Annotated in this window: 13 protein-coding genes; 4 read left to right on the forward strand and 9 right to left on the reverse strand. The window is 41.7% G+C overall.

The window, feature by feature from the left end; genetic code table 11:
• Positions 1 to 14 precede the first annotated feature (14 nt).
• Both MTP09_RS03135 and MTP09_RS03140 read right to left on the reverse strand, forming a co-directional pair.
• A complete protein-coding gene (locus MTP09_RS03135; protein ID WP_243550475.1) occupies positions 15 to 4838 on the reverse strand; it encodes a T9SS type B sorting domain-containing protein in 4824 nt (1607 codons plus the stop codon).
• Between the two features lie 27 nt (positions 4839 to 4865).
• Positions 4866 to 5804, reverse strand: coding sequence for an IgGFc-binding protein (locus tag MTP09_RS03140; protein WP_243550477.1), 939 nt, complete (start codon positions 5802 to 5804; stop codon positions 4866 to 4868).
• A gap of 279 nt (positions 5805 to 6083) precedes the next feature.
• Here MTP09_RS03140 and MTP09_RS03145 point away from each other — a divergent pair, with 279 nt between their 5' ends.
• The 4 genes from MTP09_RS03145 (at position 6084) to MTP09_RS03160 (ending at position 12167) form a co-directional block, all read left to right on the forward strand.
• Positions 6084 to 8873: a T9SS type A sorting domain-containing protein gene (locus tag MTP09_RS03145; protein WP_243550479.1), complete on the forward strand. Its 2790-nt coding sequence runs from the start codon at positions 6084 to 6086 to the stop codon at positions 8871 to 8873.
• 1 nt (position 8874) lies between these two features.
• Positions 8875 to 9327, forward strand: coding sequence for a hypothetical protein (locus tag MTP09_RS03150; RefSeq protein WP_243550481.1), 453 nt, complete (start codon positions 8875 to 8877; stop codon positions 9325 to 9327).
• A gap of 13 nt (positions 9328 to 9340) precedes the next feature.
• Positions 9341 to 9907 (forward strand): hypothetical protein, encoded by a 567-nt coding sequence (locus MTP09_RS03155; RefSeq protein ID WP_243550482.1) that lies wholly within the window; start codon positions 9341 to 9343, stop codon positions 9905 to 9907.
• A gap of 112 nt (positions 9908 to 10019) precedes the next feature.
• Positions 10020 to 12167: a TonB-dependent receptor gene (locus MTP09_RS03160; protein WP_243550484.1), complete on the forward strand. Its 2148-nt coding sequence runs from the start codon at positions 10020 to 10022 to the stop codon at positions 12165 to 12167.
• Between the two features lie 301 nt (positions 12168 to 12468).
• On the opposite strand, the gene MTP09_RS03165 is transcribed toward MTP09_RS03160, so the two are convergent.
• The 7 genes from MTP09_RS03165 to dinB form a co-directional block, all read right to left on the reverse strand.
• Positions 12469 to 12975, reverse strand: a complete 507-nt coding sequence (locus tag MTP09_RS03165; RefSeq protein ID WP_243550486.1) for a GNAT family N-acetyltransferase — start codon at positions 12973 to 12975, stop codon at positions 12469 to 12471.
• Positions 12976 to 13194: 219 nt separating this feature from the next.
• Positions 13195 to 13755 carry a Crp/Fnr family transcriptional regulator gene (locus tag MTP09_RS03170; RefSeq protein WP_243550488.1) on the reverse strand — a complete coding sequence of 187 codons (561 nt, stop codon included), beginning with the start codon at positions 13753 to 13755 and terminating at the stop codon, positions 13195 to 13197.
• A gap of 87 nt (positions 13756 to 13842) precedes the next feature.
• Positions 13843 to 15051, reverse strand: coding sequence for an ABC transporter permease (locus tag MTP09_RS03175; protein WP_243550490.1), 1209 nt, complete (start codon positions 15049 to 15051; stop codon positions 13843 to 13845).
• Positions 15052 to 15072: 21 nt separating this feature from the next.
• Complete coding sequence (locus MTP09_RS03180; RefSeq protein WP_243550492.1) at positions 15073 to 16032, reverse strand: HlyD family secretion protein; 960 nt, start codon at positions 16030 to 16032, stop codon at positions 15073 to 15075.
• A 25-nt stretch (positions 16033 to 16057) separates the two neighbouring features.
• Positions 16058 to 17464: a TolC family protein gene (locus tag MTP09_RS03185; RefSeq protein WP_243550494.1), complete on the reverse strand. Its 1407-nt coding sequence runs from the start codon at positions 17462 to 17464 to the stop codon at positions 16058 to 16060.
• Between the two features lie 383 nt (positions 17465 to 17847).
• Complete coding sequence (locus MTP09_RS03190; protein ID WP_243550496.1) at positions 17848 to 19320, reverse strand: alpha-amylase; 1473 nt, start codon at positions 19318 to 19320, stop codon at positions 17848 to 17850.
• 42 nt (positions 19321 to 19362) lie between these two features.
• Positions 19363 to 20448 (reverse strand): DNA polymerase IV, encoded by a 1086-nt coding sequence (dinB, locus tag MTP09_RS03195; RefSeq protein WP_243550498.1) that lies wholly within the window; start codon positions 20446 to 20448, stop codon positions 19363 to 19365.
• Positions 20449 to 20470: the final 22 nt, after the last annotated feature.

The following is a 20470-nucleotide window of genomic DNA, read 5'->3' on the forward strand; positions in this document are numbered from 1 at the left end:
GTTTTTAGTTGGCGCTATTCCCTGTTTTTCACGAAGATCCAGCCGTTTTGTTGGATTACATTCTGTGCTCCGGGTTCTTTCCATCTTACCACATACCAGTAAGTGCCGGTAGTGACCACTTTTCCGAACGCGGTTCCGTTCCAGATGAACTTGTTGCTGTTATCACCCGTGAAAAGCAGTTTTCCGTGTCGGTCAAAAATCTGCATAAAAGGTTCCTCTTTTTTTAGCAGTCCGGAATAGTTCAGTGTATCGTTAATTCCGTCTCCGTTCGGAGTAATGGAGTTGTAGGTTTCCATCACATTGAACTCAAAACTTACTGGCGCGCAATTGTCTGCTGAAATTACGTAAGCGGTATGGTCTCCTCCGCGTACATTGTGGAAAACGTTGGAATCCTGCCAGTTGAAGTTGTCGATAGCATATTTGTAAGGCGCAATTCCGCCCGATGCGGTGATGGTTACAGTGGTTCCCTGAATTTCAACACCAGTAATTGTCGGAAGTGGCAATGCCGAAACAATTACGTGCTGTCGGTACACACACCCGTTCGACTTCAGATCAACGAAGTATTCACCGATTCCGACATTCGTAAGAATCCTTGTCGTAGCACCGGTGCTCCATAGATATCCGTCGAAATCTGCTCCGGTATCGAGTTCAGTAAAGGTTTCTGGACAGATTTGCTTGTCTTTCAAATCAGATGAAGTTCTCGGCTGTTTGAAAGAAAGATTCAGCGTACCGATCACATCACAGAAACCAGCTTTTGAGAATCGGTAGTAAAACGTTTTGTTACCGGAGATCGTCTGATTAGATGGAATGTCGGTATTTGGAAGGTTCTGTTGTGCTTTTACAGGGTCATCAAAATATTTTACTGCTACAGTATTGTCGAGCGTAAACAGATTCTTGTAGGAAACGAGTTTGATATTTTCTGAATCGCTCAGGTCGCTGTCGCACACTGTGTCAGAAGCAACAGAAGTGATCAGTGGAAGATAGGTTCCAAACTTGAAATTCACCTGCTTGATTTCTGCAGGACAGTATTGCGAAACAGCTCTTACGTGAAGCGTGGTATTGGTTGAATAAGTCCAGGTTGCAGGGTTTTGAATATAATTATTGTTTCCTAAACCTGCATCAGTCGGATTCGTATAATATCTGATATCAAACAGCGAGGCATTTGTAATTAACGAAGTTTTCAGGATTTCCAGATCAACAGGAATCTGTCCGTCGAAATCTTCGTCACATTTTACAATATTGAATGAAGCCGTATTCCACAAAGGTTTTGGTGAATCTACAACAGTAATCGTTTTGGTGAAAACACAACCGGAACCATTTGTAAACGCAACGGTATAAACTCCCGCGTTCAGCGTTGCCTGAGAAGTGGTGGAAACTACAGTAGCTCCCTTTTTCCATAACCAAGTGGTGTAAGTTGGCGAACCTTCCGCATTCAAAGTAATCGAACTTCCCTGACAAACGGTGTATGAATTCAACAACGCGGTTGGAGTAGGAGATTTAAAGAGAATATTTAAGGTTCCGATAACATCGCATAAACCTGATTTACTAAATCGGTAATAAAATGTTTTTTCTGCCGAAATGGTTTGTGAAGCTGGAATATTCTGTCCCGGTAAATTATTTTGGGCTTTAACCAAATCGTCAAAATACTTCACAGAAGTTGTACCATCTGTTGTAAATATGGTTCTGTAACTGGCGAGATTTACCACTTCAGAACCGTTTAAGTCAGTGTCACAAACCGTTCTTGTATCTGCAGCGGTAATCAAAGAAATGCTTGTTCCGAAATTGAAATGAATTTCATCGGCAATATAGGTACAGTATTGCGTTTCAGCTCTTACATACACTGTCGTTGGTACAGTGAACGTCCAGTTGGTAAGGTTGGGAATAGTGTTGTTGTTTCCTGCATCTCTATCGCTTTGGTTCAGGTAATATCTGATGTTGAAAAGTGCAGCATTTCCTGCATAATTCGTCACAATAATCGGTGTTACGGAATTGAAATTAATCGGGTCGCTTGTTCCGTCAAAATTACTGTCGCACACCGAAGCGTTGTAAGCAGCGATGTTTAAAATTGGTTTTGGAGAATCTACAACAGTAATCGTTTTGGTGAAAACACAACCGGAAGCATTCGTAAACGCGACGGTATAAACTCCCGCGTTCAGCGTTGCCTGAGAAGTGGTGGAAACTACAGTAGCTCCCTTTTTCCACAACCAAGCAGTGTAAGTTGGCGAACCTTCCGCATTTAAAGTAATCGAACTTCCCTGACAAACGGTGTAGGAATTCAACAAAGCAGTTGGTGTCGCCAGTTTGTAGATCAGGTTCAGCGTTCCGATGACATCACAGAATCCGCGTTTGCTGTAGCGGAAGTAAAAGGTTTTGTCAGCGGTAATGGTCTGTGTCGCACCGATCGTCGGCGTATTGTTTTGAGCATTTTGAAGCGTAGCGAAAAACTTCGGTACCGTACCGTCGGAAGTGAACAGATTACTGTAGCTGTTCAGATTAACGGTGTTCGAAGAGCTGCACACATTATCACTTGCAGTTGCCGTAAGTAAAGGGAAATTGGTGCCGAATTTAAAATCAATCTGCTTCACTTCTCCTGGACAGTATTGGGAAAAAGCATTGACATAAAGCGTGGTATTGGCAGAATAGCTCCAAGCTGCAGGATTTTGAATATAATTATTATTTCCTGCAATCGCATCGTCTTGATTTAGATAATAATGAACGGTAAAACCTGCGGCATTACCGATAATTACAGGAGTTACCGTATTTAAATTCACCGGGATAATTCCGTCGAAATTATCGTCGCAATGCGTCGCGTTGTAGGCGGCAATATTCCAAACAGGTTTCGGAGATTCAATCACGGTGATTGTGTGGCGGTAAGTACATCCGTCTTTATCCGTTAAATCCACAAAATAAGTTCCCGCTCCCAAATTTCTGATCGCAGAATTGTCACCGTCATTCCAAAGAATTCCTGGATATTGGCTTCCGTCCGGTAAAGTTCCTACATTCAATGTGGCGGTGGAACCTTGGCAAACCGTGTAGCTTGGCTGCAAAGTGGTGGAAGGTGTTCCGTTTTTAAAAATAAGATTCAGCGTACCAATCGCTTCACAGGAAGCTCCATCTGTAAGTCGGTAGTAGAATGTTTTGTTTCCTGTAATAGTTTGCGTTGCCGGTATGGTCGGTGTATTGTTTTGAGCGTCGGCTAATGTGGCAAAATATTTAGGAGTCGGAACTGTAGCCGTGGTAAATAGCGGAATATAGCTTGCCAGATTTACCTGTTCAGAATTGTTATGGTCGTTATCGCAAACCACTTTACTCACCGGATCGTTGATGGTGAGTTTCGTTCCCACTTTCAGCAGAATTTCTTTGATTACAGTTTGGCAACCGTTTGGCGCATCCACTCTGATCCAAACCGAGGTGTTTCCGGTAAAGCTGTAAGTTCCGGTAATATTATTGGTTCCGTCGGCATTGGCAAAATCTTGCGTGGTGTAATATTTCACCACGAAATTCGACGGCTGCACCAAAACAATCGGAGTAATGGTATTTAAATTAACTTTATAAGTTCCGTCGATTACTCCATCTACATCTTCATCGCAGTGCAGTTTTGTGTAAAGATTTTCTTTTACTTCAGGAGCGAGTTTTGCTGTCAGTTCTACTTTTGCGACTGCAATACAACCGATGGAATTGACGAGCCGAACATAAATAAAGCCATCTGCGGAAGTATAATTCGTAAAGTTTAAAATTTGTTGGGAAGGAATATTGTTTTGGGCTCCATCCTGGGTTTTGAAATAAGTTGGTGGGTCTAGGTCCGTATCCGGAGATACGTTGGCTAAGCTAAGATTGTACGTTGCCTCACTGGGAATTGGTGAGCACTCCTGAAGCACGATGTCGTCCCGTTTTTCAATCATGTGGATCGAATACTGAATCGTTTCACAATCCGGAATGGCACCAATTCCGCAGAAAGAGATTTTGAAAGTATCGGTTCCGCTTGCATCAGGATTTGCGGTATAAGAAACCTGCCCAGATGGAGATATTGTTACTGTTCCCTTTGTTGGAGGTGTTGCTAAATTTACTGTTGCCGGATTTACAGTTTGGGAACTTAAGGTAAAATTAGGGGTGAAAACCTCATTTCCACAGGAATTGACATCATTGTTGGTATAAGTGGTACAGTTGTAGAACTTGTAATCCTGGGTTTGGATTTCTGGGCAAATACCCTGCTTCACAATTGCGGCATAAATTCCAGCTTGTTGAGGGGTGTACTGATATTTATCGTTTTCACCTGGAGCTGGATCATAGATTCCGTTTATGTTTTTGATAACCCACTTATAGGTCCTGTCAATATCGAAACCTCCCGTTACTTCAAGTGTTACACCGGGAAGACATTCTCCCTCCACTTTTAAAACGGCAGGAACCGGAAAAAATCCCGCAAAGAAACCACCATAACCCACCGCGCCATTTCCTGCGGAAATGCCCGCCGTTACTGCGTCTGTAGAAGAAACGGCAATGTTTCCGGAAACATTGGGAAATGAGTAAGTTACCCAATCAGTACTTCCGGTAACGTTAAAAGGCCCGTTCTGAGCATTCACGGGGATGGAAACTCCGTTTCTTTTGACTTCAAGAGTTGATCCTTTTGCGGTGATGATGTTGAGCTTTGTAGGTCGAGTTACGCTAAAACTACCGTCAATGTTTCCCTCGTTTTCATCTACCAGTGCAATTTCATCAATTTTTTTTGGAAGAAAACAGCTTAAAGGGGGAATGTAATTGTAGCCACCAGAAGCTACTCCACTAGCTGTACCGGAGAGCAACTGGAAAACATAAATATTTTCGTTACTCTTGATATACATATTGTAGTGTTCAAAACCCTGATTAAGCTATTTGCTTCCGGGGATCACAAAATATTGTCCTGCGTTTAAAGGGGTAGGATTAACTGGTGTAGTCTCATTGTTTACATAAATATTGGTATCGTTTGCGGAAGCGATGATATAGGCGCCTTCCATTCCTGAAAATCGATCTCCATTCCCTTTTACCATGCTAAATTCTTTTCCCAACATCTCTACAGGGACACTCTGGTCCATCAATATATCAGTGCTGCTCGCTGAAGTTGGTGTATATTGTCCGTTGAAGTTTCCGTTGGTTACCGTGATGTCCTCCGTTGCACTTATTTTTGCTCCGATAAAACCGTCCCAGTTTATTGAGGAATCTTGAGCACGTCCATCAATAATGTAAGATTGTCCTTCATTTAAAGTGAAACTGAAACTTGGCCTCTGTACACCATCTGAAAAAATAACATTGGGCTTAAATCCGGTGATGGTTACGAGAGTATTGTCTTTGGTTGCCATGATCGACGTCATGAACATTACGTTGTTAAGACTTGCACGAATTGGAGCAGGTGAAGTATAAAAATCTTTACCGACTCCAGCGCGTCCTTTGGAAGTCACAATTTCCGCATGTTGGTTTACGGAGAATCGTAAGTTAGCAAAAAATGGTTTTGCACCTTTTAGATAAATTCCTTTTCCAATGGGTTTAAATAAATCAATTACAGATGTTGTTATGATTTTATTTCTGTCAGGCGCTAAAATTCTAAATTTACCTGGATTATTCTTGCTGATAGTTACGCTCCCTATTTTAACTTTGTTACTGAAAATATCAACAGTAAACGGTGTTGTTTCACCGGTGGACATATAAATTGATTGATAAGGAGCACTTTGTCCGGAACGATCGATCATCGGTGCAAACCAGTGCTCGCGGTCAAGCTGGGCAAATGAAAACGAAGAAATCAGCGCAACAAAAAGAAATAGAAGTTTTTTCATGAAAATATAAATACGCAACAAATGTAAAATTTTATTGTAATATTTTAAAAAATAATTGGATTAAGGATTTTTTTTAATAAAGATTAGCGATCAACTACCTTTCGGGATGAAAATATTGATGCGATTTTGTTGCGACATTAATAAACCTTAGTCCAAAACGCCTTTCCAAACTCAGTTGCCTTTTTAAAGATAATTTTTCAGAAAATTATGATGAGAATTCAGGCAGACATCGTAGTACTTCTTGAAAAATAGAGTTATATTTACCATAAATTTATTGAGATGATAAAATATTTACTGACCACGGTTTTTCTTATGTTTTCGCTGATGGGGTTTTCCCAAAAAATGCAGACTAATGAAAGCAGAAACGTAAAAAAGGAAAGAAAGCAGTTGCAAAAACTCTATTCCAAATACGAGAAAAGCTTAAAAAAGCTTCATGCACAGAAAGATAATGCGATCCCACCCAACGAATACAACGAGCAGGATTTCAAAAGCACGATGAACCCGAAAACCGGGCAACCGGAATTCTATAAACTGATCGACCTGAAAGCCGATCTTGATGCAGGCAAATATAGACCTACAAAAGAACTCTCCATGCTCGCCAACAAAGGCGCGGGCAGAAGTGTCATCAATCAACCATGGACGGAAAGAGGGCCATATTCTGTGGGAGGCAGAACCAGAGCGATCATGTTCGATCCAAATGATCCCACTGGAAAAAGAGTTTTTGCCGGCGGTGTTTCGGGGGGATTATGGGTAAACCAGGACATCACAAGTTCAACTTCGGAGTGGACTCCACTGAGTGGCTTGTGGTCCAACACCTCTATTTCAAGCATTACCTATGATCCGAACAACACGATGACTTTTTACGTGGGAACAGGTGAAGCTGAAACCGGCGACGCAGTAGGTTCAGGAATCTGGAAAACTACGGATGGCGGCGCGACGTGGACCAACATCTTCGTGATTCCGACAAGTTATACAGGAACCACGAAGAACGGGAACTTTTACATTAACGATATTAAAGTTAGAAACAATAATGGAGTGTCAGAAATTTATGCGGGAGTAAGTGGCGGTTCAACTGCCATTAATTATGTTGATGGATTCTTGGGAACACGACAGGCGGGATTATACAAATCTGTGGACGGCGGTCAAACTTTTACCAAAAATAAAGCTTTGGTAACACCACAGGACGCGACGATAGGTTTGTCCATTCAGCAGATCGAAATCGGTGCCGACAACGCGGTTTGGGTTTCTACTCGACAGTCAAGGGTTTCAGGACTTAGTTCAGGAGGAAGAATCTACCGATCAACCGACGGAACCGCCTTTACCAAAGTATATGATGCCAATTTGCAGAATTCAAGAGTGAGATTCGGACTTTCCAAAACCAACGGACAAAAAGCTTATGCTCTCCTTCAAGGCGGTACAGGTGAACCGGTAAGGATCATCAAAACTACGGATGCGGGAACAACATGGATTTCAACCAACGACACGACACAAACGATCACATTGCCAAAAGACGCCGACACAGGAATTCCAAACAATGACTTTACCCGGGGACAGGCGTTTTATGACCTCGTAATTATTCCCGATCCAGTGAATGACGAGATTGTTTATACCGGTGGAATCGATTTGTTTAAATCAACCAACGGAGCAGGAACCTGGTCACAGATCAGCAAATGGTCCAACAATAATTTTCTTGCTGGGTTGTCTGTTTCTTTGGTACACGCAGATCAGCACACGATTGTCTTTAACCCAAAAAATCCGGCACAAATGGTTTTCGGTAATGATGGCGGAATTTTCTTTGCGGCAAACAGCAGCTCAATTAATAGTCCAAATACGATTCTTGCAAGAAATACGAGATACAACACCACGCAGTTTTACGGCGCCACTTTAAACCCAACCAGAACTCCGGCAAACGAAGAAATGCTTGCTGGAGCGCAGGATAACGGAACGTCGATGTTGTCTGGAGCGCCGCTTGCCAATAATTTTTACAATACCCTTGATTACTATGGTGGTGACGGAATGTATACCGAGTACGACGATGCAGGACTTTACAGAATATACAGCTACGTGTATAACTATCATTATATTACAGCGCCGAACGGAAGCAGATATGCTCTGATTTCTGCAGCCAACCAAAACAACGGTCTCTTTGTGAATCCAATCGCGGTTGATAGAAATAAAGATATTTTCTTTTCTTTCAATAACGGAATGGAGCTTAACAGGGTTTCAGGACTTACTACCAATAACAATTATGTGCGAGGAACAATTGTGATAGGAACGGGTGGCGATGCTGCTTCTAAGCTTCGAGTTTCTCCTTATACCACAGCGACAACCACGCTTTTTGTTGGAACCAATACCGGTCGTTTGATGAAAGTGACCAATGCCGATACCACTCCGGTTTCAACAAACATTGCCACGCCTTTTGCTGGAACTGTTTCAGACATACAGTTTGGGCTTAATGAAAACCAAATACTGGTAACACTTAGCAATTATGGAGAAACGATGGTGAATGTGTGGTATACCAACGACGGAGGTGCAACCTGGCAAAACAAAGAAGGAAATCTTCCGGATATGCCGGTTCGTGCGATTTTCATGAATCCCGACAATACCGAGGAAGTGATCGTAGGAACCGAAATGGGAATCTGGGGAACTGCGAATTTTTCTGCATCCACTCCTATCTGGGCGCAACACACCGGAGATATCGGAAACACAAGAGTTACACAGATCGATTACAGACCTGCAACCAGAACACTTCTTGCTGCAACCTACGGAAGAGGAGCGTGGACTTCAACCAACACCGAAAACCTTGCTGTTGGGAATGTTGAGTCAATCAAAGAAAACTTCAAGATTTATCCAAATCCTTCAAGAGGTTCAGTTTACATCAAATTCGAAGAAGCCAAGTTCAAAAAGCTAAATGTGACCGTATTTGATGCTTCAGGTAAAAAAGTATTTACTAAAAACAATGTAGGTTCCGATCAGGAAATAATCACCAACCTTCCGAAAGGATATTATGTACTGAAAGCCGACAACGGTACGGAAATGGTTTATACCACACCAGTAATAATAAGATAATATGTTTCTGAAAATATTTTTAGCGGCATCCATGATGGTTCTTTCCTGCAGTCCTGTTGCGAAAGAATCGTCTTTGGCGAAAAACCTCACCATACTTTCTGCAACAGAATCCACCTGGGTTGGTGGAGTTCGCGGAGTTCGCGGGAAAATTTATACCGTAAAGGTGAAAAGTTCTTTAAAACAGAAAATCAATTTCACCGGACTCAATATTGATGGTGAAAAAGTTCCTGTAACTGCCACTGTTAAAAGCAATGTTTACACCGTCACTGCAAGAACGACCGAAAACAATGAGTTGCCGAATATGGGTGAAGAACCCGCTCAAGAGTCAGCTGCTACAAAATCTTTCGTACTGGAATATAGCGAAGGTGAATCGAAAGTGGTGAGAAAACTCAACATTCCCAAATTTACCAAAGTTGCGACCGTAATCAAAGACGGCGAAGCACCGGTACAATAATAACTGAAAAGCGATGAAAGTCGCTTTTTCTCTTTTAATGAAGTTTAAGAATCTCTATCTCCTGCTTTTCACGGCGGTTGTCGTTTTTTCGGTAACCGATCTTTCGGTGTTGAGCACGTTCAGAAAGCAGATCAAGCGGCAGGTGAAGATGACCATTAAACAGAGTAAACTGAAACCACACGAGATTCTCGTTTTCGAAGCAACCCAGATTCCCGATGCGATCTGGGTGGAACCACACGAGTTTATTTTTGGTGACCAAATGTACGACGTCATTAAAAAAGAAGAAAAAAACGGAAAAACCTATTACCACTGCTTCAAAGATTCCAACGAAAACAAGGTTCGGAAACTTCAGGAATTCATCGCAAAAACCTTTCATAAAAAACAGCCCAAAATCTACGAGATCGGTGTCGCGAAGATTTTTGCACATCCCACTTTTCAATACCTGTGCATTCAAATAACCCAGGAATTTTTCAGCTTTAAAAAGATGAAATTAGCTCGTTTTAAAATACTTCAATCAGAAATATTTTTCCCCGAACCTCAACGGTCAAGGATTGAGATTCCTCCCGAAGTTTACTTTTAATTCTAATACTTTTTTTGAATTAGAACATTAATAATCTTGGTTATTAAAGAAAGAATCCTACGCATTTTTTCAAGAACTAATTCAATTTCCTAACAGTAAACTTTTAACATCAATGAATAAAATTGTATGGATTGTTGCTTTTTTGGCAGCAACATTCTGCGTTGCCCAAACTCAGGAGCAGCAGATTGACACGGTGCAGATTCTGGGCCGTACAAAAATTAAAAAAGAGAGATCAGAATTTAAGCGACACGCGCAGAGTTCCGAAATCCTATCGTCTTACGAACTTAACCGGAACACCAATAACTTCATCGAGCAGTCGCTGGGAACGGTTGCCGGAGTTCAGGTGGACAAAAGAACCACAGTCGGCGGACAGCGCGTAACGGTACGCGGTTACGGAAACGACCAGAAATTCAACAACTGGGGCGTTAAGATGTATCTGAACGGTTTTCCGCTGACAAATGCCGATGGAGTGACGATTCTGGAAGATATCGACTTCTCACTCATCAACCAGATCGATGTGATCAAAGGACCTGCTTCTACACTTTACGGAGGCGGAGTTGGCGGTGCACTGCGGTTTTACATTAAACCAAATACTGAAAAAGGAACGAGCTTGTCGCAAAATTTGATGGCGGGTTCGTTCAAAACTTTACAGCTTGCAACGAGAGCCGATGCAGTGACAGAAAATTCGTCGGTGATGATGAACTACAACCATTTTGAAAGTGAAGGTTATCGACCACGTGGAACCAGCAACAGAAACAACTACACGTTTCTGGGGAATTTCAAGCTGAATCCAAAACAGACGGTCGAGGTGTACGCTGCCCATAATAATTCTTACGAAGGTGTTCCCGGACAGATTTCGTACGCAGATTACTACGCAGGAATCGATAACGGAAACCTTGCCTACGCGAGAAGGAATTCGGGAAATAAGTTTGTTTCCAGCAGAATGTCGGTTAGTCACCACTGGAAGATTTTGCCGGAACTTCAGAACCGAACCAATATTTTCTACGGAAACCTCGAATCTACGCGGAAAGCTGCAGGTGCCTATGAAAATTCGATGACGCCGACTTATGGTTTCAGGACGAACTTTAGCCACGACATGAGAATCGGTTCGGATTTTAAAAATAATCTTGAATTTGGTGCAGAGTATCTCATTACCAAAGCTTTAGTGTCGAATTATCGCTACACCGGAACCAATCCCGATGTTCCCGACGAAGTAAGACCGATGGACAAGAACTCGTATTTCAGGTACAATAATTTTGCGACCTCGGTTTTTGCGGTGGACAGAATTACTTACGAACCGTGGGATTTGAGCGTTCTTGCAGGAATCAGCTTCAACAAGCTGGGTTACGACAGAACAGATTTGCTTGCGGTTCCAGGAGTGGTGACGGCGAACTACAAAGACCAGTCGTTCCAAAAGGATTTCAAACCGAGTTACGCGCCGCATTTTGCATTGCAGAAAACCTTGGGTGCACATTTGCTGAACCTTAGTTACAGTGAGGGTTTCAACGCGCCAACTGCGGCGACAGCTTTCGTTGCAGGAACAGGATTGGCAAACGATAACCTGAAAACCGAACACGCGAAAATGTGGGACCTTTCAGCTCACGGACTTTTTGCCGATACCAAATTCGACTATCAGCTTTCACTGTTTTCGATGAACATCAGCGACAAACTCACGCAGCTTGCTTCCAATGCAAATGGTGTAAATTACACTTATTGGGCAAATACGGGACACCAGCAAAACCGCGGACTGGAAATGAGTTTGGGTTATGTGGAAAATTTCAGTTCTGGTTTTTTCAAGAGAATTGAGCCGTATTTCAATTATGCTTATTACGACTTTAAGTACAAGGAATTCAAAACTGGCGGAGTTGATTACTCGGGAAATGAAGTGGTGGGAATTCCGAAAAACCGAGCGTCACTTGGTCTCGACTTTACCACACATTCGGGATTTTACCTGAACAACACCTTTAATTATATGGACAGAGTTTTTACAGATTTTGGCAATACCAATAAAGTAAAGGCGTTCCACCAGATTAATGCGAAGTTGGGATACAGAAGAACCGTCGGTCAGTTTGATTTCGACGCTTATGTGATGGGCAATAACTTGTCGAGCCAGATTAACTACACCTTCCTGTTTCTGGGGAATAATGTGAATGACAGCGATCCAGATTCCCAATATCCGAGAGGAGTAGCGACAGATATTACGCCCGGTCCTTCGAAAGCCTATTTCTTTGGCGGATTGAATGTGAAGTATCGATTTTAAATAAATTGTTGATGAAACCGCGGACGATTTGTTCGCGGTTTTTTTATGTTTTCAGTACTGTTCTCAAGGTTAGTTTAATGATTTCTCAAAAAAGAAATAATGCAAAGTCTTACCTGAAAAACTATCTGTTTTAGAAAGCAAAGGTTGCGGATAAATCCGCGATTAAGCGACCTCTTCATCAATCCGCCGTTGGCGGACAAAACTTTGCCACCTTAACTAAAGCGCAACGTAACTTAATTCTTTGCGTGAAAATCGTTGAGTCTGAAACCGCGGACGATTTGTTCGCGGTTTTCTTTTGTGATTAATGCAAAAGTTTCTCAAACGCTTTCCTTACTCCGCCCGAAAGAAAAACCTCGCCGCAATAAGTGTAACCAAGTTTCTCCAATATATGAAGCATCGCTCCGTTATCGAAATTGGTATCGACTTTAATACTGTAAATCTGATTTTCTTTTGCGAAATCTTCAATCTTCTCAAAAAAAACTTTCACCAAACCTTTGCCATGAAACTTTTCATTGACCGCAACTCGGTGAACCACAACGAAATCCCCGTCAGAAAGCCATTTTCCTTTAATGTCATCATAAGCAGGTTCATCATTTAGGATTAATGCGCCATAAACTGCAATTTCATTTTCAGAAACAAGCACGAATCCATGGTTTTTCTCGATGTCAGTTTTTACGGTATCGGGATTCGGATAGCCGTTTTGCCATTGTTGGGAACCGTCTAGTCTGCGTCGTTCAATCGCCTGCTGAAGGATATCCCAGATTTGGTCGGCGTCTTCGGGTGTTGCTTTTCTGAACTCAAATTGCATAAAGTTGCTTTTCTGTAAAAATAGAAATTTGTATTCAATTTTTTATAAAAAAACCTTGTCAAGGTTCTGAACTCTGACAAGGTTGATTACGTTTGTGAAAGTTTTTTTATTTCACAATCCTTCAAGGATTTGGAATCCTTGAAGGATTAATAGTTACTCAGGGATCCAAACACTCAAATTTTCTACAGATGAAGTTGGCGATGAAATCGTTTCTTTTCCTTACACTTCGCTTCGGATTCGGCTGAGGGTTTCCTGCGAAATTCCGAGGTAAGTTGCAATCATTCCGAGCGGTGCACGCAGAATAATTCCTGGATTTTCATCGAGAAGATTTTTATACTTCTCTTTTGCCGTCATATATTGTAAAGATGAAATTCGAAGCGACATCTGCATCATCAGATTTCCCAATACATACCTGCTGAAATTGGCGGCAGTGAGTGAAACATTGCACAATTCTTCCAATTTGCGGTAACTGCAATAGGTAATCACGCTTTCTTCAATAGTTTCCATATTGTAGCGTGTTGCTGAATCTTTAAATATGGTATCAATATTGGCGAAAATCTTTCCTTCAGTGAAAAAATTGGTGGTGATGTCCTTGCCGTTTTCGTAGTAGAACATTCTTGCCAAACCTTCGTCCACAAAATAAACATTGCGGTTATACTGATCCTGTGTGCTGATGATTTCATTTTTCTGGAAAGTCCGCGTGGTTACTTCATTTTCAAAAAAGTAGCGGATTTCATCATCTATCCTGATGTGCTGTGCAAGTGTATCAATCAGTTTCACAAATAAGCTTTCAACAAAAATAAAAATAAAAAGGGAATGTCCCCGAAAAAAGAGACATTCCCAACAAACAAACTATTAATGAAAACCTTATTCTGTTTCGGACAACAATTCTTCATCTTCATAATTTTCATCAAGATTATATTTTTTGAACAGTGTATTGATTTTAATTTTCAATGCAATCCATCCCAAAATAAAATAAATCCACGCTAAAATAAAAAGATGTACAAAATATTTCTTGGTCAGATAATCTGAACCGCGTTCCACCATCATTATTTTTAGAGCTTCGAGATATGGCGTAAGCGGAATTATTGAATTAAAATACTGTATAAACTGTGGCATTGCAGAAGAAGGCCAGGTAAATCCACTGATGATAAACGCGGGCGATGCAATAACCATCAGATACTGTGTTGCTTTCAGGGCGTTAGGAACTAAGATGCTGAAAAGCACACCCAAATTGGTAGAAGCGATGACAAACACGGCGGTGAGCAGAAAAAAATTGGCCACATTTACCGGTGCGGGAATCTTGAAATACAAACTGCAGAGGTAAAAAAACAGAATATTGAAATTCGCAAAAATCCAAACCGGAAGACATTTTATTGCCATTACCAACACGGCGTATTTATGCTTGCCTGCAAAATCACGTGCAAAACTGTCCCGTTTGAATTCCTCTGCAAAAGTTACCGCCATTGCCATAAGAATAACCTGTTGCAAAACTACCGCCATCATCGCCGGCCACATGAAAATCAAATAATTGCTTGTGGTGTTGAAAAGCGTGATATAATTGGCTTTGAATGGTTCGTACTGCGTTTTCGCAATCTCGGCATTCATTCCTTTTTTTTGCAAAGCTTTGATTTCAACACCCGCCGAAAAAGTTCCTAAAATCTGCTGTACCGCTTTCGATGCGAAATTAGCGGTCAATACATTGGAAGTATTGATATATATATTGATTTCAGGATATTTCTTCTGAAGCATCTGCGCCTCAAAACGTTCGGGAATAACCACAACTGCGGCTGCTTCAGTTTTGATGACTTCGTCTTTCAGTTGCGGCGGTTCATCAATGTAGTTCAGTACTTTTATCGTGTGGTTGTCTTCAAACATTTGCACTACCTGTTCGGAAAGCGGTGTTTTATCGTGGTTAATAACAATGACAGGTATATTTTCCACTTTCCCTTTCTGATAGGTAAATCCGATGAGCAAAGCGTAAAACGCAGGCGCCAGAAAAAACACCGAAAGCATCGTTTTATTGGTGAAAAACAAGCGGAACTCCCTTTTGAGTAAATATCGTAACTGTTTCATTTTAAAAGAATTAAAAGGAAGTTATTTCAAAATCACATTCGAGTTCACCAGAAGATTTCCTAACTGATTCCGATGTTCAGGAATGACCTTGATTTCGTACACCGCATCTTCAGGATTATAGTCAGGGAAAGCGGTGGTGATATCTGCATATTTTGCCAGCTGTTTTATAGAAACAATGCGCCCCGAAATTTCTTTCTTGTTATAATTCACCAGCATTTTTACATTTCCTCCTTTTTGATAGTGGGAAATTTTACTTTCAGGAACTGTAAATCTAAAATACACCGTATCAGGAATATAACCGGAAAACAGAGCGAAACCTGCTGTTGCGAGTTCGCCTTTGTTCAAAGAAATCGTTTCAATTTCCATATCGTTGGTCGCGATAATGTACCTTTCTGAATAAGCAACATTGGCTTCCTGAAGTGCTCCCATTGCCTGATTTGCCTGTCCTTCTGCCATTTCTATTTTCTCGAAACGCGTTCCGGTTTGTACATCGTGCAGTTCAGCATTTGCTGCATCCAACTGTGCTTTTGCGCCTTGAAATTTTGCAAAAGCTTCATCATAATTTTGTGGTGAAAGCAAACTGTCGCGGTACATATTTCTGGCTCTATTATATGCTTTCTGCGCATACTGAAACTGCTCCTGCAAACCTTTCTGTTTGGCTTTCAACTGACGCACTTGGTCGGCTGTGGCACCATTTCTTGCCATTTGTGCCTGTGCTCTTGCTGCGGAAGTTGCTCCTTTTGCCTGTGCAATTTTTGCAGAAACTTCGGGCACATCGAGTTTTGCAAGGGTGTCGCCTGCTTTTACAGTCTGCCCTTCCTCTACATAAATTTCAAGAATTCTTCCCGTAACTTTTGGCGAAAATGTCACCAGTTCTTTCCGGGTTTTACCTTCTATGGCGCGTTCCGCAGGTTGCTGGTTACAATTGATTAATGTAAAAAGCGTAATAAGTGACAGTATTTTATTTACTTTAGATTTCATATCTTGTTTGTTTGTTTTTGAATTATTAAAGATTTTCAGGATTCAGATTTTGGGTAGATTTCATAAGTTCGATTGCTGCTCTTCTTTGGTTAAAAATCGCGGTCTGCAGCTCCAGTTCTGCATTTTGCAAATCGTTTTCTGCATCTATAAGTGCTGATGATGTTTTGGTTCCGTATCTAAATTCTTTTTCTACCTGCTCCAAGCCTTTGGCAGCAATCTGTTTTGCTTTCTCTTTCAATTTGATTTGAGCATTGGCGATATTGTAATTGGTTTGGTTGTTGGCGAGATTCAGGTTGAGTTTTTTGATGGCGTCTTTTTGTTTGCTTTCAAGAATCTGCTTTTCGATTTTTGCTTTTTCTACGGCGTGCTTTCCTTCATTTCCGTCAAAAACATCCCACTTGAATCCAATTCCTGCCTGAAAAATTGGAAATACACTGATTCCTTTTGGGTTAATGTCTAGCTTTCTTCCAGTCCCAGGAAAAATTTCGTTTGAAGTCGTAATATGATTATTATAAAGTCCGAAATACGACAATGAAGTCTGTGCCTGAACTTTAGGAATCCACCATCTTTCTTCCGCTTTGATTTTGAAATAAGTGGCGTTAATTCCGTGCTGAAGGGCAATTACTTCTGCCCTGTTTTGTACGGTTTCATTCAGGACTTCGTAGTTTATAGGAGTTAAATTCGGGTGGATTTGTGCAATAAGTTCCTGCTCGATTCCTGTCAATAGGTAAATTTGGGTGATTAAAAGTTCTTTCTTGCCTTCGTATTCCACCATTTTTGAATCTAAAGTTGCTTGTGCCAATTCAATTTTTTTGTGGTCATAAGGAGTGATGAGACCGTAACCTAATGCTTTGTCCGCGGTTTTCTTATTGATTTCAAGACGTTTTTTAGATTCGTCGAGCACTTTTTTGGATTCGTAAACCAGCGCTAATTGATCATACGCTTTTGAGATTTCTGTAATGACCTCATCTTTGGTTTTCTGTGTCAGCACCTCTTCTGATAAGCTTTTTTCACGGTTGGCTTCTTTCAGATATTTCACTTTTCCGCCTGAATAAATCAGCATACTTGCTTCGGCTTTTGCCGCCGCTGAAATACCGGAAATATTAAAAGTATTATTCAACTGACCTTCAGGAAAAACAGCTCCAGGAAAAATTGGCGGAACCGACGGGATTTTGATTTCAGGAGATTGGATATGCGCCGAAGTATGCATATAACCTGTTTTTCCCGATACTTCGATTTTTGGCAGAAAAACATCTTTCAGTTTTTCGTCATCCAGTTTGGTGAATTTATTTTCTAAAATCTGCTGATTCAGGGTTTCATTGCTTAACAACGCGTTATTGATAAGCTCCTGAAGCGACGGTGCCTGCTGCGAATAAAACGAAATCGGCAGCGAAAAAACTGCACCGATCAATATATTGTGTAAGGTTTTCATTTTCTGTTTTGTTTGCTTTTTTTGACGGTGCAAATTTCCGTCGGCAGAAAATGAATTCCTTTGATAAATGTCAAAAAGAAAATTCAAAAAAAACCTTCAAGGTTTTCAAATCCTTGAAGGTTAAGGCTCAAACGAATGTTGCAGGATTTTCCAGATTTTATCTGCGTCTTCGGGTCGGGTTTTTCTGAATTTTAGCTCGTGCATTGTACTCTCTTTTACGCAAAAATACTAATTATGACGTTTCCCTGGACAAGCGATTGCAGCGGAAATCCTTTTTGATGCATGGTTAAAGTGATGGACAAAAAGATTGGAGCGGAAAGCGCGGTCCCGAAAAAAAGAGCAGGGATTGCAAAGATTTTTTTTCGGGATGGCCCCAAATGATATTATTCCGGAATCCACACACTCACATTTCCAGCGGGACACGTAAAATTTCCCCAACCGTTTTCATCAATCGTTATTTTGTGGTCGAACCTTCCGAGTAAGTCGTAGAAATTCTGTCCAGCGTATGAAGTTCCCATTTCCATCGGTTTGTCGTACTGGTCTTTGTTGCTGATGACCACTGCGCAACCTTTATTGTAACCGTCGCCTTCGCGAGTCCAGCCGATGCAGTTGGCGTCTTCGAAATAGTCGCGCTGCAAACCGTAGGCATTTTCTTTTCTGGCTTTTAGAAGCTGTTCGATTCCGTCAACTTTATCAAGAAAAATCTCCTGATCGTTTCCTTCCTTATCTTTGTCCCAGTAATGAGCACCGTACAAATCTGGGTAGAAAACGCACGGATAACCGCTTTCCCGCAGAAGAATCAGCGCGTAAGCAATCGGCTTGAACCATTTCTCAACCGGAGCTTCGAGATCCTGAAGCGGTTGTGTGTCGTGATTATCGACCACGGTTACAGAATGTTCGGGATCGGCCAAAGTGAGCGTTTCGTCGAAAATAGTCCGAAGATCGTAATCCGCTCCCGATCTCGAGGCAACATGAAAATTCTGCTGAAGCGAAGAATCGAAAAGTGACATCGTTCCCTCGGTTGCGGCAATGTATTCCTGAAGAAGGTTCAATTGTCCGGGTGCCCAATATTCGCCGACCGCAAAAAGGTTTTTGCCAGTATTGGTTCGAAGCAGCTGAAGCCATTCCTTGTAAAATTCTGGCGACTGGTGTTTTACCGCATCCAGACGAACTCCATCAAAACCAATCTGGTCGTGGTACCATTTTCCCCAATAATTCAGTTCTTCGCGAACGTGCGGATTTCTGTGTTCGATGTCGTTGTACATCAGGTAATCGTAGTTTCCTTTTTCGTCGGAAATCATTTCTTCCCAACCGTCGCCGTGGTCGTGGATGATCTGGAAAATTCCTTTGTCCTGACCTTCGGCGAAATCCACTCCCGAAAAACAGGTGAAATTCCATTCGAAATCAGAGTAGGTGTTTCCTCTTCCTGGAAAAGTGAATTTGGTGAAACTCTCGATTTCAAAAACGTCCGAGATATTGTGTTGGCGGTTGTTTTCATCAACTTTTACCGCATTGAAACGTTCCTTTTCGTCGCCTCCTGCTTTGTGGTTGAGAACGATATCGGCAATGACGGCGATTTCTTTTTCCTTTAAAGTTTTAATGACTTCCAGGTAATCTTCCTTTGTGCCGTATTTCGTGGGAATGGTTCCCTTCTGGTCAAATTCGCCAAGGTCAAAAAGATCATAAGGATCGTAACCAACGGAATAACCTCCACCTGCGCCTTTGTAAGCGGGCGGAAACCAAACTGCGCTGATTCCCAGTTCTTTAAGCCAATCCGATGAGTCTTTGATGTGATGGTAAAGTGAGCCGTTTCCCTCGGAATACCAGTGGAAACTTTGAAGTAATGTTGCATTCATAATCTTATTTGTAGGCAAAAAAGCAAATATTGTCCCAATCTTCTATAAATCGAAATCAGGGAAAGGAATTGTCAGCTGTACCGAAATCTTCTTTTTCTCCATCGTGTTGAGGTTGGAAAGTGATAATCCCAATAATCTCACGGGTTTGTCAAACGGACGGAGTTCCCAAAGTTTTTGTGCGGTTTCGTAGAAATCCTGCGCGTTTTCGTAATACACTTCCTGGGTTTTGCTTCGGGTGAAAACGGAGAAATCTCTGTACCTGATTTTCAGGGTTAATGATTTTCCCTTTATTTCTTTTCTGCTCAACCGGGATTCCAAATCTTCACTGATCTCTTTCAACTGTTTGAAAACAGCTTCCTCATCCAAAAGATTCTCGAAATAGGTTTCCTCCACGGCGACACTTTTCTGGATTCGGTGGGGTTTCACCTCACTTTTGTGAATCCCACGGACAACATTATAATAATACGTTCCCGATTTTCCGAAAAGTCCGACCAGCTGTTCCAAAGTTTTCTGCTTCAGATCGCGGCCATTGAAAATATGGAGTTCATGCATTCTGTTGGCGGTAACTTTTCCGATACCGTAGAATTTTTCAATAGGCAGTTCCTCCATAAATTCCAGGATTTGGGTGGGATGGATGGTTTTTTGTCCGTTGGGTTTGTTGTAATCGGACGCGACTTTTGCCAAAAACTTATTCACGGAAATCCCTGCAGAAGCAGTGAGTCCAGTTTCTTCAAGAATTCGTTTGCGGATTTCGCGGGCGATTTGGTTTGCCGACTCGATGTTCTTTTTGTTTTCGGTAACGTCGAGATAAGCTTCGTCCAAAGAGAGTGGTTCCACCAAATCGGTGTATTCGTAGAAAATATTACGGATCTGCTGCGAGATTTCCTTATACCGTTGAAATCGGGGTTTTACCACAATCAAATGCGGACATTTTTCCAACGCCATTCTTCCAGGCATTGCCGACCAGATTCCAAACTTCCTTGCCTCATAACTTGCGGCCGCAACTACGCCGTATTTTCCGCCACCTACACAAACAGGTTTCCCACGAAGTTCGGGATTGTCGTGCTGCTCCACGGAAGCATAAAATGCGTCCATATCGATGTGGATGATTTTGCGTTGCGGTTGCATAACACAAAATTAGGACAAAGAA

Source organism: Chryseobacterium suipulveris (assembly GCF_022811685.1).
GTDB classification, from domain to species: domain Bacteria; phylum Bacteroidota; class Bacteroidia; order Flavobacteriales; family Weeksellaceae; genus Kaistella; species Kaistella suipulveris.

Bases quoted from the DNA above. Each gene is read 5' to 3' on its own strand.
- MTP09_RS03175 (WP_243550490.1), bottom strand. From the start codon at position 15,051: ATGAAACAGTTACGATATTTACTCAAAAGGGAGTTCCGCTTGTTTTTC.
- MTP09_RS03165 (WP_243550486.1), bottom strand. From the start codon at position 12,975: ATGCAATTTGAGTTCAGAAAAGCAACACCCGAAGACGCCGACCAAATC.
- MTP09_RS03190 (WP_243550496.1), bottom strand. From the start codon at position 19,320: ATGAATGCAACATTACTTCAAAGTTTCCACTGGTATTCCGAGGGAAAC.
- MTP09_RS03140 (WP_243550477.1), bottom strand. From the start codon at position 5,804: ATGAAAAAACTTCTATTTCTTTTTGTTGCGCTGATTTCTTCGTTTTCA.
- MTP09_RS03180 (WP_243550492.1), bottom strand. From the start codon at position 16,032: ATGAAATCTAAAGTAAATAAAATACTGTCACTTATTACGCTTTTTACA.
- MTP09_RS03155 (WP_243550482.1), top strand. From the start codon at position 9,341: ATGAAAGTCGCTTTTTCTCTTTTAATGAAGTTTAAGAATCTCTATCTC.
- MTP09_RS03135 (WP_243550475.1), bottom strand. From the start codon at position 4,838: ATGTATATCAAGAGTAACGAAAATATTTATGTTTTCCAGTTGCTCTCC.
- MTP09_RS03150 (WP_243550481.1), top strand. From the start codon at position 8,875: ATGTTTCTGAAAATATTTTTAGCGGCATCCATGATGGTTCTTTCCTGC.
- dinB (WP_243550498.1), bottom strand. From the start codon at position 20,448: ATGCAACCGCAACGCAAAATCATCCACATCGATATGGACGCATTTTAT.
- MTP09_RS03160 (WP_243550484.1), top strand. From the start codon at position 10,020: ATGAATAAAATTGTATGGATTGTTGCTTTTTTGGCAGCAACATTCTGC.
- MTP09_RS03145 (WP_243550479.1), top strand. From the start codon at position 6,084: ATGATAAAATATTTACTGACCACGGTTTTTCTTATGTTTTCGCTGATG.
- MTP09_RS03185 (WP_243550494.1), bottom strand. From the start codon at position 17,464: ATGAAAACCTTACACAATATATTGATCGGTGCAGTTTTTTCGCTGCCG.